Source organism: Hydrogenophaga sp. LT287 (assembly GCF_055702805.1).
In genome coordinates this window covers 54790-70042 of sequence record NZ_JBVPZC010000013.1, presented here as the reverse complement: position 1 = coordinate 70042, position 15253 = coordinate 54790, and the positions used below count along the sequence as shown (strand labels likewise).

General features: G+C 67.9%; 12 protein-coding genes and 1 riboswitch. Of the genes, 3 read left to right on the top strand and 9 right to left on the bottom strand.

Going from position 1 to position 15253, the window contains the following annotated elements; translation table 11 throughout:
- Positions 1 to 49 precede the first annotated feature (49 nt).
- From thiD to xdhA, 9 genes are all read right to left on the bottom strand, one after another.
- Positions 50 to 1642, bottom strand: coding sequence for a bifunctional hydroxymethylpyrimidine kinase/phosphomethylpyrimidine kinase (thiD, locus tag AC0GNR_RS11625; RefSeq protein WP_472901120.1), 1593 nt, complete (start codon positions 1640 to 1642; stop codon positions 50 to 52).
- Between the two features lie 89 nt (positions 1643 to 1731).
- The gene (locus AC0GNR_RS11620) at positions 1732 to 2535 is read right to left on the bottom strand and encodes a thiazole synthase (protein WP_472901119.1); all 804 of its coding nucleotides are present in this window, start codon (positions 2533 to 2535) and stop codon (positions 1732 to 1734) included.
- Positions 2536 to 2539: 4 nt separating this feature from the next.
- On the bottom strand, positions 2540 to 2767 hold the full coding sequence (gene thiS / locus AC0GNR_RS11615) for a sulfur carrier protein ThiS (RefSeq protein ID WP_472901118.1): 228 nt from the start codon (positions 2765 to 2767) through the stop codon (positions 2540 to 2542).
- Positions 2768 to 2793: 26 nt separating this feature from the next.
- Positions 2794 to 4164 carry an FAD-dependent oxidoreductase gene (locus tag AC0GNR_RS11610; RefSeq protein WP_472901117.1) on the bottom strand — a complete coding sequence of 457 codons (1371 nt, stop codon included), beginning with the start codon at positions 4162 to 4164 and terminating at the stop codon, positions 2794 to 2796.
- Positions 4165 to 4167: 3 nt separating this feature from the next.
- Positions 4168 to 6078, bottom strand: a complete 1911-nt coding sequence (thiC, locus tag AC0GNR_RS11605) for a phosphomethylpyrimidine synthase ThiC (protein ID WP_472901116.1) — start codon at positions 6076 to 6078, stop codon at positions 4168 to 4170.
- 114 nt (positions 6079 to 6192) lie between these two features.
- Positions 6193 to 6305, bottom strand: a riboswitch (TPP riboswitch).
- A 50-nt stretch (positions 6306 to 6355) separates the two neighbouring features.
- On the bottom strand, positions 6356 to 7264 hold the full coding sequence (locus AC0GNR_RS11600) for a ketopantoate reductase family protein (protein WP_472901115.1): 909 nt from the start codon (positions 7262 to 7264) through the stop codon (positions 6356 to 6358).
- Between the two features lie 13 nt (positions 7265 to 7277).
- Positions 7278 to 7577, bottom strand: a complete 300-nt coding sequence (locus AC0GNR_RS11595) for a hypothetical protein (protein WP_472901114.1) — start codon at positions 7575 to 7577, stop codon at positions 7278 to 7280.
- A gap of 106 nt (positions 7578 to 7683) precedes the next feature.
- Complete coding sequence (gene xdhB / locus AC0GNR_RS11590; RefSeq protein ID WP_472901113.1) at positions 7684 to 10026, bottom strand: xanthine dehydrogenase molybdopterin binding subunit; 2343 nt, start codon at positions 10024 to 10026, stop codon at positions 7684 to 7686.
- Positions 10023 to 11603, bottom strand: a complete 1581-nt coding sequence (xdhA, locus tag AC0GNR_RS11585; protein WP_472901112.1) for a xanthine dehydrogenase small subunit — start codon at positions 11601 to 11603, stop codon at positions 10023 to 10025. Before xdhA ends, xdhB begins: the two co-directional genes overlap by 4 nt.
- 94 nt (positions 11604 to 11697) lie before the next feature.
- On the opposite strand from xdhA, the gene AC0GNR_RS11580 reads away from it, so the two are divergent.
- Genes AC0GNR_RS11580 through AC0GNR_RS11570 form a run of 3 tightly spaced genes read left to right on the top strand, consistent with a single transcriptional unit; the run spans position 11698 to position 15252 of the window.
- Positions 11698 to 12651: a LysR family transcriptional regulator gene (locus AC0GNR_RS11580; RefSeq protein WP_472901111.1), complete on the top strand. Its 954-nt coding sequence runs from the start codon at positions 11698 to 11700 to the stop codon at positions 12649 to 12651.
- A 17-nt stretch (positions 12652 to 12668) separates the two neighbouring features.
- Positions 12669 to 14210 (top strand): ABC transporter ATP-binding protein, encoded by a 1542-nt coding sequence (locus AC0GNR_RS11575; protein WP_472901110.1) that lies wholly within the window; start codon positions 12669 to 12671, stop codon positions 14208 to 14210.
- On the top strand, positions 14197 to 15252 hold the full coding sequence (locus AC0GNR_RS11570) for an ABC transporter permease (RefSeq protein WP_472901109.1): 1056 nt from the start codon (positions 14197 to 14199) through the stop codon (positions 15250 to 15252). The genes AC0GNR_RS11575 and AC0GNR_RS11570 overlap by 14 nt, the downstream gene beginning before the upstream one ends.
- Position 15253: the final 1 nt, after the last annotated feature.

Below are 15253 nucleotides of genomic sequence, written 5' to 3'. Positions count from 1 at the left end.
CGTCCATCATCGGCCGGCGGGTGCGGCCCGTCAAACCCCGCCCGACCGGTCAGGCCGGCAGCGTCGGGTGCGGCAGCGGTGGCACAGCGCCGGGTGGCTGGTGTGCACCTTGGTGCCAGGCGTCCAGCCAGGCGGGCAATGTTTTCGAAGGCTCCGCACCCAGCCCGCGCACCACACAGCCGCCGGCGGCCCCTGCGGTGGCCACGGCCTGCAGCTGCGCGGGATCGAGGATGCCGCCGATGCCCACCACCGGCGCGGGCGCCATGTGGGCCCACCAGGCGAGGTTGTCCAGGCCCTGCGGCCGCCAGGGCATGTCTTTGGTGGTGGTGGGCCACACCGGGCCGCAGGCGATCAGGTCGGGCTGCAGGGCGGCGGCGCGGCACAGCTCCCACAGGCTGTGCGAACTCAGGCCGAGCTGCACGCCCAGGCAGCGCGCGGCCTGAAGCTGCGCGTGTTCTTCGGGCGTGAGGGCGAGCAGGTCGTCCTGGCCCAGGTGCAGTGCGAGCGCGCCGGCCTGCAGCGCGGCTTGCCAGTGGTCGTTGACGACCAGCGTGACGCCCGCGGCCCGCGCCGCGCGCTGGCTGCGGGCCAGCGCTTCACGCAGTTGGATGCGCCAGGCGCTGTCGTGCAGGCCCGCTGGCCGCTTCATGCGCAGTTGCACCGTGTCCACCGTGGGGTGTGCGCCGAGCACGGCCTCGACGCGCTCGGCGCTGTCCACAATGGCGTACACGCCCGGCGCACGGCCGCGCACCCTTGTGACCCAGACGGACGGCGGTTGCGCGTCCAGCGAGAGTTGCGGCAGCAGCGAGGGCACGGTCGCAAACCCCGGGCGCGCGATCACCGGCCCGATGCCTCGGCCCACGGCGCGGGCGTGGCGCAGCGCAAAGGTGGCGGCCATCTTGGCCAGCACGGCGGCGTCGGCCGTGACCCAGCCCAGCGCCAGCGCGGCAGCCAGGGCCGACGCAAAGGTGCAGCCGGTGCCGTGGTTGTGCGGGGTGTCTTCGCGCGGCAGGCTCAGCCAGCCTTTCGCGTGGGGGCTGTCCAGCCAGTCCAGCGACAGGCTGGCGTGGGGGCTCAGGGCTGCGGCGTCGCCGCCGGTGATGACCACGGCCTCGCAGCCCAACGCCCGCAGCGCCCGGGCTTGCGCAGGAATGTCGCTGGGTGCGTCCCCACCCTGTTCTTCCAGCAGCGCCACCGCCTCGGTCTGGTTGGGGGTGATCACGGTGGCGCGCGGCAGCAGCAGCTCGCGGTAGGCGCTAAGCAGCTCGGCGTCGGCCAGCGCGGCGCCCGTGCTGGCACGCAGCACCGGGTCCACCACCAGGGCCAGCGGCTGTTGCTGCCGCAACCGGTCGATGAAGCGCGCCAGCACGCGCACGTTGTCGGCGCTGCCCAGCAGCCCGGTCTTGATCACGCGCGGCGGCATGTCGGCGGCCAGCGTGTCCAGCTGCGCCTGCAGCACCGCCGGGGGCGTGGCCTCGATGTGGGTGACTTCGGTGGTGCTTTGCGCGGTGATGCCGGCGACCACGGTGCAGCAGTGCACGCCGAGTGCGTCAGCGGCGCGCTGGTCTGCCGCCAGCCCGGCGCCGCCACCGCTGTCGGTGCCGGCAATGCTCCAGATGATGGGGGGGGTTGTGGTCTGCATGTTGAGTGAGGTGTAAATACCGTTCGCCCTGAGCCTGTCGAAGGGCTCGCAAGGGCTTGGACAGGCTCCGCCCGAACGGGCGTGGTGGTTCAGTCGATCAGGAAGGGATGACCGCTGACCGGGGTCGATGCCACCGCCATGGCCTGCGGCGCCATCACGCCGGCCTCAAAAGCGCTGCGGCCGGCTTCGATGGCCAAGCCAAAGGCCCGTGCCATGCGCACCGGGTCCACCGCTTGGCTCACGGCGGAGTTCAGCAGCACGGCATCAAAGCCCAGCTCCATCGCGGCGGCGGCGTGGGAGGGCGCGCCGATGCCGGCGTCCACCACCAGTGGCACGCCGGGCAGCCGCGCGCGCAGCGTGCGCAGCGCAAACGGGTTGATCAGCCCCTGCCCCGAGCCGATGGGCGCGCCCCAGGGCATGAGCACCTCGCAACCCGCGTCGAGCAGGCGCTGGCAGGTCACGAGGTCGTCGGTGCAGTAGGGGAAAACCGCAAAACCGTCTTTGATGAGTTGCTCGGCCGCCTCCACCGTGCCCCAGGGATCGGGCTGCAGGGTGTGTTCGTCGCCCACCACTTCGAGCTTGATCCAATGCGTGCCGTACAGCTCGCGCGCCATGTGCGCCAGCGTGATGGCCTCGCGCGCCGTGCGGCAGCCGGCGGTGTTGGGCAGCAGCTGTGCGCTGCGCTCGCGCAGGGCGCTGCGGATGATCTCGATGAAACCGTTGTCGCCACCGGAGGCCGCCATGCGCTTGAGGCCCACGGTGACGATCTGCGTGCCGCTGGCTGCGATGCTCTGTGCCAGCACCTGCGGTGAGGGGTAGCCGGCTGTGCCGAGCAGGAAACGGCTGGACAGTTCGACGCCGTAGGGCGCCCAGGTTGAAGTGGGTTGATTCATGTGCTCAACCTCCCACGATGGCCTGGAAGGTCAGGACGGTGTCGCCAGGTTTCAAAACGGTGGATGCGCGCAATCCGCGCGGCACGAACTCGCCGTTCACCGCCGAGGCCGCCTGGGTGGCTTGCACGCCTTGCGTTTCCAGCAGTGCCGCCAGCGTCAGGCCTTCGGGGCAGGGGATGGTGCATTCGTTGAAGCGCAGCTGGGCTTCTGCATGCGAAAGGGTTTCAGGCATGGGCATTCCTGTGGGGGTGAACCTGGTCAGTGGGTCTGTTGAGTTTCGGGCGTTGGCTCAGGCGTGCCCCTCACCCCAGCCCTCTCCCCAGAGGGGCGAGGGAGTGAAGCCCTTCCTCCGGCGAGTGAAGTCCCCTCTACCGCTGGCGGGAGAGGCTTAGCCTGTCCTGAGCTTGTCGAAGGAGGGTGAGGGTGTTCGCGTGCTGCAGTCGCCAGGCCCAATAGATCAAGCGCGTCCTGCACCAGCGCCGGCGCCAGCAGCCAGCCGTGGCGGAACAGGCCGTTGATGCGCAGCAGGCCGGGCTCGGCGTGGGTGTGCGGTTCGTTGTCGGGCAGGGCGGGGCGCAGGTTGGCCTCCATGTGCACGATGCGCGCTTCGGCCAGCTCGGGCAGAACGCTCTGGGCGGCGGCCATCAGCTCCACCGCGCTCCTCAGGCTCACGGGCGAGCGGTCCTCGCTTTCGATTTCACTGGCACCCACCACGAACAGGTCGCCCGGGCGCGGCACGATGTAGACGCGGTGGCGCGGGTGCAGCAGGCGCACCGGGCGCTGCAGGCGCACACCGGGGGCGTGCAGCCAGATGACCTCGCCGCGCACGCCGCGTACGGGTTCCGATGCGTACAAAAAACGCCGTTCGCCCTGAGCCTGTCGAAGGGTTTGTGGGGTGTGGGTGTGCAAGGCTTCGACAGGCTCAGCCCGAACGGATGCGATGACGGGCGAGCCATCCATCTCCCGCGCACCCGTTCCTCGCACGTCGATGGCGAGGTCAAACCGCACCGGCCCTTCACCCGCCACGTGCAAGACGCCCGGCTCGACCCGCTCCACGCGCTCGCCCCAGCACCAGTGCGCGTTCGGCGCATGCACCGCCAGCGCGGCCAGCATGTCGCGCGACATCACCTGGGCTTCGTCGGGCAGCAGCCAGGCGTGCAGACCCGGTGCCAGCGCGGGTTCCAGCGCGGCCAGGGCCGCACGGTCCAGTGGCTGCGGCGCGGGCAGCTCGGCGGCCAGCGAAGGCGCGGTTTCCAGTCGGGCCAGCACGCGGCGCGCCGCGCCCAGGTCGGCGCCGTGCGCCAGCATCAGGCTGCCGTGCTGCGCGAACAGTGTTGCGCTGCAGCCGTCGGCGCGCAACGCTTCCGCCACCTCGCGCCACAAGGCCAGCGAGCGCCAGCCCAGGCGCGCGATGTCCGGCCCGGCGTTGTCCAGCTCCGCGAGGGGGCTGAGCATGCCGGCGGCAGTGAAGCCGGCCGCATGCGCTGAGCCTCCAGTCAGCGAGCCCGTGGCCGGTGCTTCCGGTCCTGCCGCCGGGTCGAACACCGTGACCGCGTGCCCGGCCCGCGACAGCTGCCACGCCAGCAGGCGCCCGAGCACGCCCGCCCCGGCGATGCCAATGCGTTTCACGGCTCAGCCTTTGGTGGAGATGGATGACACAGGCACGTAGAACTCGCCGCCCACGGCCTTGAACTCCGCGCTCTTTTGCGCCATGCCCTCGGCCAGTGCCGCGTCTTCGCTCACGCCTTTGGCGGCGGCGTAGTCGCGCACGTCCTGCGTGATCTTCATGGAGCAGAACTTCGGCCCGCACATGGAGCAGAAGTGCGCCTCTTTCGACGAGTCCTTGGGCAGGGTTTCGTCGTGGTAGTCCTCGGCGGTCTGCGGGTCCAGGCCGAGGGCGAACTGGTCGCGCCAGCGGAACTCGAAACGCGCCTTGCTCATGGCGTCGTCGCGCGCGCGGGCCCCGGGGTGGCCCTTGGCAATGTCGGCCGCGTGCGCAGCGATCTTGTAGGCAATGATTCCTTGCTTCACATCGTCGCGGTCGGGCAGGCCCAGGTGTTCCTTGGGCGTCACGTAGCAGAGCATGGAGGTGCCCATCCAGCCGATCATGGCCGCGCCGATGGCACTGGCAATGTGGTCGTAGCCCGGCGCGATGTCGATGGTCAGCGGGCCGAGTGTGTAGAACGGCGCCTCGTGGCAGTGCTTGAGCTGCTCGTCCATGTTGGCCTGGATCAGGTGCATGGGCACGTGGCCGGGGCCTTCGATCATGGTCTGCACGTCGTGCTTCCAGGCCACCTGGGTGAGCTCGCCCAGGGTCTTCAATTCGGCGAACTGAGCTTCGTCGTTCGCGTCGGCCGCGCTGCCGGGGCGCAGGCCGTCGCCGAGCGAGAAGCTCACGTCGTAGGCCTTCATGATGTCGCAGATCTCTTCGAAGTGCGTGTAGAGGAAGTTTTCCTGGTGGTGGGTGATGCACCACTTGGCCAGGATGCTGCCGCCGCGCGAGACGATGCCGGTGCGCCGCTGCGCGGTGAGGTGGATGTAGGCCAGGCGCACGCCGGCGTGGATGGTGAAGTAGTCCACGCCCTGTTCGGCCTGTTCGATCAGCGTGTCGCGGTAGATCGCCCAGGTGAGGTCTTCGGCCACGCCGCCCACTTTCTCCAGCGCCTGGTAGATCGGCACCGTGCCGATGGGCACCGGGCTGTTGCGCACGATCCAGTCGCGCGTGGTGTGGATGTTTTTGCCGGTGGACAGGTCCATCACGTTGTCGGCGCCCCAGCGGATCGCCCAGACCAGCTTGTCCACCTCTTCCTCGATGCTGGAGGTGACGGCCGAGTTGCCGATGTTGGCGTTGATCTTGACGCCGAAGTTGCGCCCGATGGCCATGGGCTCCACTTCAGGGTGGTTGATGTTGGCCGGGATGATGGCGCGGCCGCGCGCCACCTCGTCGCGCACGAACTCGGGTGTGAACACCTCGGGGATGTGCGCGCCCATCGGGTTGCCGCGCAGGCGCGCTTCGCGGGCCGGGTCGCCCAGGTACTCGCGCATCCACTCGCGCTTGCCGTTTTCGCGAAGCGCCACGTATTCCATTTCCGGTGTCACGATGCCTTGGCGGGCGTAGTGCATCTGCGTCACGTTCTGCCCGCTCTTGGCGCGGCGCGGCGTGCGCTGCAGGCCGGCGGCCTCGGCACGCAGGGCTTCGATACGTTCGATGGTGGTGCCGTTTTGCGCAGCCTCGTTCTTGATGCCGTCGTCCAGCGCGGCGCGCTGGCGGCCTTCGTAGCTTTCGGTGTCGCCACGCGCCGCGATCCAGGCGCCGCGCACATCGGCCAGGCCGGTGCGCACGTCGATGGCGGCGCTCGGGTCGCTGTAGGGGCCGGAGGTGTCGTACACCGTCACAAGCTCGCCGTTGCTCAGCGCGATCTCGCGCATGGGTACGCGGATGCTCTCGTTCGAGCCGGGCACGTGAATCTTGCGCGAAGCGGGGAAGGGCTCGCGGCTGAGCGCGAACTGGTCGGCGAAGGGAATCTTGTCGGGGGCGTTCATGGCGGTCTCCTGGGTGGGGCTGTGGATGCTCCGGAGACCGCCCGTCAAAACATGCACCCGGTCCACCGCTGGGGTGGACGGACCCGCCTGTCGAGGGACGGGTGGGGATGCAGGCCCTGGGGGCTGCGCTCTTCTTTCGCTGGTACTAGCCAGATCAAGTTCACGGGTTCGGTTCTTCAACCATCTCAGCGCTGGGCCTTTCGGCTCATGCACCCCGGAGCAGCGCGAAGTATAGCGGCCGGGCGGGCATCCACTCAAGTCCCTGTGCGTCGATGGGTTACGGCCTCTCCCCCAGCTTCGTCACCACCCACAGCACCTGGTTGGCTGGTGTGGGCACGCCCAGCGCTGCGCCGCGTTGCACCACATAGCCGTTGAGGTGGTCGATCTCGCTGGGCTTGGCGCGCATCAGGTCTTGCGCAGTGGATGACAACTGGCTGGGCATGGTCTCGGCAATGCGGCGCACGGCGGCGTCCACGTCGCCGGGCAGGGTCACGCCGTCGGCGGCGGCCACGGCGCGGCATTCGGCCACCACGTCGCGCATGACGGCCAGCACGCCGGGGCGCTGCACCAGTTCACCGTAGGCGATGCGGCCCACGGCTGACAGCGCGTTGTAGGCGCAGTTGAGAATGAGTTTGGCCCACAGCGCGCCGCGCACGTTGTCGCTCACTTCGGTGGGTACGCCGGCGGCCACCAGGGCTTGCACCACCTCGGCGCTGCGCACAGACGGTTCGATGACGAGTTCACCGCGGCCGTGGTGGCGCAGGTGGCCGGGGCCGGCCATTTCGGTGGCCACATACACCACGGCGGCGGCCACGCTCACGCCGGGCAGCACGGTGCGCAGACGCTCGGCGTTGTCCACCCCGTTTTGCAGGCACAGCACCAGCGCACCGGGTTTCAGGTGCGCGCGCATTTGTTCGCCTGCGTGTTCGGTGTCGGGCGACTTCACGGCGAACAGCACCACGTCGGCACCGGCCACGGCGCTGGCTTCGGTGCTGGCCTCCAGCGTCACGTTTTCGTCGAAGCTGAGCGTTTGCAGGCGCAGGCCGTGGGCCTGGACCGCCTGCACATGCGCCGGGCGGCCGATGAGCGTGACGCGGTGGCCGGCGCGTGCGAGCATGCCGCCGTAATAGCAACCCACGGCGCCAGCGCCCATGACGGCAACCTGCAGGGGAGCGTGAGTGGACATGAAAACCGGCTTCTCAGATCGGATCGGCCAGCAGCTTGGACAGGGCGGCGATGTTGGCCGCGCTCGGCACCTGCGGTTTCACTTCGTCTTCTTCGGCGGTGGCGTTTTCGTGTGCCTGGATGGCGTGCACCATGGCGTACTGGTTCTCCCACGAGAGCGTTTTGCCTTCCGGGCACATGTCGCGCACGGTGCCAAACCAGTAGTAGCCGTCTTTGCCGCCAAAGAGGGTGTCGATGGCGCCGGCGTCGCCGGTCTTGATGCCTTGGGCCGCCAGGATGAGCTTGAGTTTGTGGTGGGAAGCGGAGTAATGCATGGGGGATGGTGTGTGGGTGTTGGGTGACGCGGCGCCGCCATGGCGTGGTCAGATTGCGGCCCCGGGTCAGGGTCGCCGATTCTACTGAACGCCGGCGCCTGAACCGTCAGGCACCCAGCGCGCTCAGCACCTCTTCAGCCGTGGCCGGTGCGTTCATGGCCTCGGGCTGTCCACCGGCCTGGGCCACCGCATCTCGCAGCGCTTCAAACACGCTGATGCCCAGCATGAACGGTGGCTCGCCCACGGCTTTGCTGCCGTGCACGTTGTCTTCCCGGTTGGCCTCGGGCCACAGGTCCACTTTGAAGTGTGCGGGCACGTCGCCGGTGGTGGGTATTTTGTAGGTGCTGGGCGCGTGGGTTTGCAAACGGCCGTCGGCTTTCCACATCAGTTGCTCGGTGGTGAGCCAGCCCATGCCTTGCACAAAGCCGCCCTCGATCTGGCCGATGTCAATGGCCGGGTTGATGCTGCGGCCCACATCGTGCAGGATGTCCACCTTCAAGACGCGGCTCTCGCCGGTGAGCGTGTCGATGGCCACCTCACTCACCGCCGCGCCGTAAGAGAAGTAATAAAACGGCCGGCCGGTGAGGGTGGTCTTGTCGTAGTGGATCTTGGGGGTGCGGTAAAAGCCGTCGCTCCAGAGCTGGATGCGGTTGGCATAAGCCGCGCCCACCACGTTTTCAAACTGGCGGGTGGACTGCTCGGTGATGACCTGGCCGCCTTCGAAACGCACCGAGCCCGCGCCCACACCGTCGAGCCCGGCCACAAAGGCGGCCAGGTTGTCGCGCACATGGCGGGCGGCAAACTGGGCGGCGCGGCCGTTCAGGTCGGTGCCGCTGCTGGCGGCGGTGGCGCTGGCGTTGGGCACCTTGCTGGTGTCGGCTGCGGTGCACAGCACCCGCTCAAACGGCACGCCCAGTTCGTCGGCCACGATCTGCGCCACCTTGGTGTTCAGCCCCTGGCCCATTTCGGTGCCGCCGTGGTTCACCTGCACGCTGCCGTCGGTGTACACATGCACCAGCGCGCCGGCCTGGTTGAACAGCGTGGCGGTGAAGCTGATGCCGAACTTGACCGGGGTGAGCGCGATGCCTTTTTTGATGACGGGGCTCTGCGCGTTGAAGGCCGCGATCTGCTCGCGCCGCTCGCGGTAGCCGCTGGTGCGCGCCAGTTGTGTGATCAGCGGCTCCAGGATGTTGTCTTCCACCTTCATCTGGTAGTGGGTGGTGTCGCGGCGCCGTTCCGGCGCGCTTGCGTTCCTCGGCGCGATGACTTCATCGCCGTACAGGTTGCGCAGCCGCACATCCAGCGGGTCCAGGCCCAGCGTGCGCGCGATGTCGCTCAGGATGCGCTCGATCACGATCACACCCTGCGGGCCGCCAAAGCCGCGAAAGGCGGTGTGGCTCTGGGTGTTGGTCTTGCAGCGGTAGCTGGCCACCGCCACGTCTTCCAGAAAGTACGCGTTGTCGGCGTGGAAGATGGCGCGGTCGGCCACCGGGCCAGACAGGTCGGCGCTGAAGCCGCAGTTGGCCAGCATCTCCAGCGCCAGGCCGCAGAGGCGGCCGGAGTCATCAAAACCCGCGCGGTAGTGGTAGGCAAACGGGTGGCGCTTGCCCGTGACCATGAAGTCGTCGTCGCGGTCCAGCCGCAGTTTCACCGGGCACTTGAGCCGGTTGGCAGCCACGGCCGCCCACACCGCCAGGTGGCCGGCTTGCGTTTCTTTGCCACCAAAGCCGCCGCCCATGCGCCGGCATTCCACCGTGACGGCGTGGTTGTGCAGGCCCAGCGCGTGCGACACCCAATGCTGCACTTCGCCGGGGTGCTGGGTGCTGCTGTACACCCGCCACTGGCTTTGCTCCAGCGGCACCACATAGGCAATCTGGCCTTCCAGGTAAAAGTGTTCCTGGCCACCCACTTCAAACGTGCCTTCGAGCTGGTGCGGTGCGCGTGCAAGCGCCGCCTGGGCGTCGCCGCGCTTCACATGCACCGGCGGCAACACATAACTTTGTAGCGCGTGCGCTTCCCACACGCTGAGCACGGCGGGCAGGGCTTCCACCTGCCACTTCACCAGCCGGGCGGCGCGGCGGGCGGTCATCACCGTGTCGGCCACGATCAGCCCGCCCACCTGCCCGACGAACTGCACGGTGTCGTGCGCAAACACCGGTTCGTCGTGGGCAAAAGCGGCCAGCGTGGTGTCGCCGGGAATGTCTGCCGCGCTGATGAAGGCGCGCACACCCGGCACGGCCAGGGCCGCGCTGGCGTCCAGCCCCAGCAGCTTGCCATGCGCCACCGGCGAGCACACCGGCGCCGCGTGCAGCGTGCCGCGCAGCTCGGGCAGGTCGTCGATGTAGGTGGCGGCGCCGGCCACCTGGGCGCGGGCGCTTTCGTGAAACTTGGATTGACCGGCTGCGAGCACGGGGTTGCCGGCCACAAGCTTCAGATCGGGGGCGTTCATGCGAGCACCTCCAGGGTGGAAAGGCTTTCGAGGTTGATGGCCGTCATGCCCTGGCTTTCCAGCCAGAAGCGTTGCAGCAGGTTGCCCAGCACGGTCTGGCGGTAGCGGGCGCTGGCGCGCATGTCGCTGATGGGTTGAAACTCGGCGCGCAGCGCGGCTATGGCGGCCATCACGGTGTCGGTGGTCCAGGGCTGGCCGAGCAGGGCGGCTTCGGTTTGCCTGGCGCGGGCGGGCGTGGCGGCCACGCCGCCCGCGCCGATGGAGATGTGTCGCACGGCGCCGTCTTGCAGCGTCATCTGGATGGCAAGGCAGACGGCAGAGATGTCGTCGTCGAAGCGCTTGCTGATTTTGTAGACCTTCATCGTTTCCTGCTGCGTGGGTCGCGGCATCTTGATCCAGCACAGCAGCTCGTCGGGCCGCATCACGTTGGTGCGGTAGCCGGTGTACAGGTCTTCCAGGCGCAGCTCGCGGTGGGCCACTTCGCCACCGGCGGCGGTTTTTTTCCAGCGCATCAGCACCACGCTGGCGCCCAGCGCAATCAGCAGCGGCATGCTGTCGCCAATGGGTGAGCCGCTGGCTACGTTGCCGCCCAGCGTGCCGGCGTTGCGCACCGGCAGGCCGGCAAAGCGCTGGCTGAAGGTTTTCAGCTGCGGCCGCTCGTGCACCAGCGCGGCAAAGGCGTCGGTCAGCGACACCGCTGCGCCAATGGCGATGTGGTACGGGTAGGTTTCCACGCGTCGCAGCTCGCGGGCGGCCGTCACATCGAGCACGCGGTCAAAGCGTTGGTGCAGCTTGGTGACCCACAGGCCCACGTCGGTGCAGCCGGCCACCACCTGCGCTTTGGGAAACTGTGCCCGCTGCTGCAGCAAGGCGACCAGCGTGGTGGGGCGCAGGTAGGCCTCAAGGCCCTGGCGCTTGGGTTTCAGCGCCTTGAGCGCCGCCAGTGTGGCGGCTTCGTCCACCGCGCAGCCAGCGGGCAGCGGCAGGCTGCCCATGGTTTCAGCGGCGTCCAGAATGGGGCGGTAGCCGGTGCAACGGCACAGGTTGCCCGACAGGTCGACCTGGGCCTGCTCTCGCGTGATGCCCTGACCGCCACCGAGCGCCGACGGGCCGCCCCTAGGCGCGAGAGCCCCCTCGGGGGGCAGCGAACCACACGCAGTGGGGAGCGTGGGGGCGATATGTGTCTGGTACGCACCAAACAGGCTCATCACAAAGCCCGGTGTGCAAAAGCCGCACTGGCTGGCGTGGCACTGCACCATGGCTTCTTGCGCCGGGTGCAGTTCGCCGTTGGGGGCGGCAATGTCTTCGGCGGTGAACACCGCCATGCCCGCCACCGAATGGGCCAGCCGGATGCAGCTGTTCACCGCTCTGTACGCCAGCTGACCGTCCACCGATTCACCCAGCACCACGGTGCAGGCGCCGCAGTCGCCCTCGCCGCAGCCTTCCTTGGTGGCGCTCAGGTGCAGGTCTTCGCGTAGCACCTCCAGCAGGGTGCGGTCGGGTGGTACATTGCGCAGCGTCACGGGCTGGCCGCGCCGCAAGAAAGTCAGGGTCTGGGAGACAATTTCAGAGGTCATGCGCGCCAGCATAGCGCCACCCCCATGGCACAACATATGCTCATGCGTATGGCCCGAATGCCCAAAACACCATTCACTTGCATATGACAAGGGTATGAAATACGTGTCCATGTTCGACAAGATAGATCTGCACCTGATCCGCGTGCTCCACACCGTGCTCACCGAGCGCAGCGTGTCGCGCGCGGCGCTGCGTCTGGGCATGTACCAGCCGGCGGTGAGTGCAGCGCTCAAGCGCCTGCGCGATCTGGCGGGTGACCCGCTTTTGGTGCGTTCGGGCGCCGGCATGGTGCCCACGGTGGCGGGCCTGCGCATGATTGAGCCCGCAGCCGACATCTTGCGCAGCGCGGCCGTGCTGTTTTCAGACGCCCGCAGTTTCGACCCCGCCACGGCCCAGCACAGCTTCAGCCTGGCCGCCAGCGACTACCTGGACCCGCTGTTTCTGCCCCAGCTGGTGACGCAAATCAAAAGCCTGGCGCCCCAGTGCCCGATCGACATCCACCCGCTGTCGGCCGACGCCGACTACCGCCAGCAACTCGCGCAGGGCGAGGTGGACGTGGTGATTGGCAACTGGGCCAAGCCGCCCGACGACCTGCACCTGGGCCGGCTGTTTGGCGACGAGGTGGTGTGCCTGGTGTCGAGCCAGCACCCGGCGGTGCGCCGCGGCTGGGACGCCGAAGCCTGGCTGGCGGCCGAACACATTGCCCCCACGCCCACCCACCCCGGCGCGCGTGGCGTGATCGACGAGCACCTGGCCGCCCAGGGGCTTGTGCGCCACATCACAGTGCGCTGCCCGCATTTCGGGCTGATTCCCGCCATGGTGGCGGGCAGCCTGCTGGTGCTGACCACCGGGCGGCAATATTGCGAGCGCTTCACCACCACGCTGCCGGTGCAGGTGCTGCCGTGCCCGGTGCCGTTTCCCCGCATGATGTATTACCAGCTCTGGCACGAGCGCACCCACGCGTCCAATGCCGGGCGCTGGCTGCGCGAGCAGGTCAAGAGCGTGGCGGCTTCGCTGCGCCGCCCGGAGGCGGACGCCGCGGCCGCCTGAATAACAAGAAGGACCCCATGACCACTGCCCGACTGCAACTCACCGGCATCACCAAGCGCTACCCCGGTGTGGTGGCCAACAACGGTGTCTCGCTCACGGTGGCCCCTGGAGAAATCCACGCCGTGCTGGGCGAAAACGGTGCCGGCAAGTCCACGCTGATGAAAATCATCTACGGTTCGGTCAAACCCGACGAAGGCGCGGTGATGTTCAACGGCCGACCGGTGCATGTGCGCAACCCGCAGGAGGCGCGGGCGCTGGGCATCAGCATGGTGTTTCAGCATTTCAGCCTGTTTGACACGCTCACCGTGGCCGAAAACGTGTGGCTGGGACTGGACAAGTCGTTGAGCCTGCCCGAGGTGAGCGCCAGCGTCACCGCCAAGGCGGCCGAATACGGGCTCGACATCGATCCCGCCCGCCCGGTGCACACGCTCAGCGTGGGCGAAATGCAGCGGGTGGAAATCATCCGCGCGCTGCTGACCAACCCGCAACTGCTCATCTTGGACGAACCCACCTCGGTGCTCACGCCACAGGCGGTGGAAAAGCTGTTTGTGGTGCTGAAAAAGCTGGCCTCTGAGGGGTGCAGCATTTTGTACATCAGTCACAAGCTGCACGAAATTCGCGAGCTGTGCAACGCCTGCACGGTGCTGCGCGGCGGGCAGGTCACCGGCGTGTGCGACCCGCGGCAAGAAAGCAACGCCTCGCTGAGCCGCCTGATGATTGGCGCCGAGCCGCCCGCGCTGAACGTGCGCGCGCTCAACGCGGGGGCTGACGTGTTGCAGGTGGCCGGTCTCACGCTCGCCAGCGACGACCCGTTTGGCACCCATCTGGCCGACATTGCGCTCACCGTGCGCAGCGGCGAGGTGGTGGGCATTGCTGGCGTGTCGGGCAACGGCCAGAGCGAGCTGCTGTACTGCCTGTCGGGCGAAATCACGCGGGCGCCGGTGGGCAGCATCCGGGTGGGCGGGGTGGACGCTTCGCGCTTTGGGCCGGGCAAACGCCGAGCCCTGGGCCTGCATTTTGTGCCCGAAGAGCGGCTGGGCCGCGGCGCCGTGCCTACGCTGTCGCTGGCCCACAACCTGCTGCTGTCGCGCCGCGACGCACTGGGTGCCGGTGGGTGGATCGGCGTGCGCGCGCTCAAGCGCCAGGCGGCCGACATCATTGCGCGCTACAACGTGAAGGCCAACGGGCCGGACGCGGCGGCCAAGTCGCTCTCGGGTGGCAATCTGCAAAAGTTCATCGTCGGGCGCGAGATTGAAGCCAAGCCAAAACTGCTCATCGTGAGCCAGCCCACCTGGGGCGTGGACGTGGGCGCGGCGGCACAGATTCGCGGCGAAATTCTGGCGCTGCGCGACGCCGGGTGCGCCGTGCTGGTGGTCAGCGAAGAGCTGGACGAGCTGTTCGAGATCAGCGACCGCTTGCATGTCATTGCCAAAGGCAGGCTCTCGCCCAGCCTGAACCGGGCCGACGCCACCATCGAGCGCATTGGCGAGTGGATGTCTGGCCTGTGGGATCAGCAGGCGACCAACAACAACAAGGAGACCGCCCATGCTGCGGCTTGAAGTCCGTCCCCAGCCCTCTGCGCGCTGGGGTTACGCCTCGCCGCTGCTGGCACTGGCCATCACCGTGGTCATCGGTGTGATTTTGTTTGCCTTGCTGGGCAAAGACCCGGTGCGCGGCCTGCAGGTGTTTTTCTGGGAACCCATCAAGAGCACCTATGCGCTGTCCGAGTTGATGGTCAAGGCCACGCCGCTGCTGATCATTGCGCTGGGGCTGGCGGTGTGTTTTCGTTCCAATGTGTGGAACATTGGTGCCGAGGGTCAGTTTGTCATTGGGGCCATTTTTGCCGCCGGTGTGGCGCTCATGGCTGACAAAACCACCGGCCCCTGGATCATTCCGGCCATTTTGGCGGCGGGCGTGCTGGGCGGCATGGTGTGGGCGGGCATCACGGCGTTGCTGCGCGACCGCTTCAACGCCAACGAAATTCTGGTCAGCCTGATGCTGGTGTATGTGGCCATTCAGGTGCTGAACTACCTGGTGTATGGCCCCTGGAAGGACCCGCTGGGCTACAACTTTCCGCAGACCAAGACCTTCGAGTCGGTCACGCAAATCCCCAAGCTCATGCAGGGCTCGCGCGTCAATATAGGCCTACTGATTGCGCTGGCCGGCGTGGCGGCGGTGTGGGTCTTTTTGTTTCGCACCTATGCGGGCTATGCGCAGCTGGTGGGCGGGCTGGCGCCGGCGGCGGCGCGCTACGCCGGGTTTTCTTCGCGCCGGGCGCTTTGGGTGGCGCTGCTCACATCGGGCGGTGCGGCCGGTTTGGCCGGTGCGCTGGAAGTGGCCGGGCCTATTGGTCAGCTCACGCCCTACGTGCCGGCAGGCTACGGGTTCGCCGCCATCATCGTGGCGTTTGTGGGCCGCTTGCATCCCGTGGGCATCGTGTTTTCGGCCATTCTCATGAGCATGTTCTACATCGGCGGTGAGCTGGCGCAGTCGCGCATGGGCCTGCCGAAATCCATCACCGGGGTGTTTCAGGGGCTGCTGCTGTTTGCGCTGCTCGCTTGTGACACGCTCATCGCCTACCGGCTTGTTTGGAAGAAGTGAA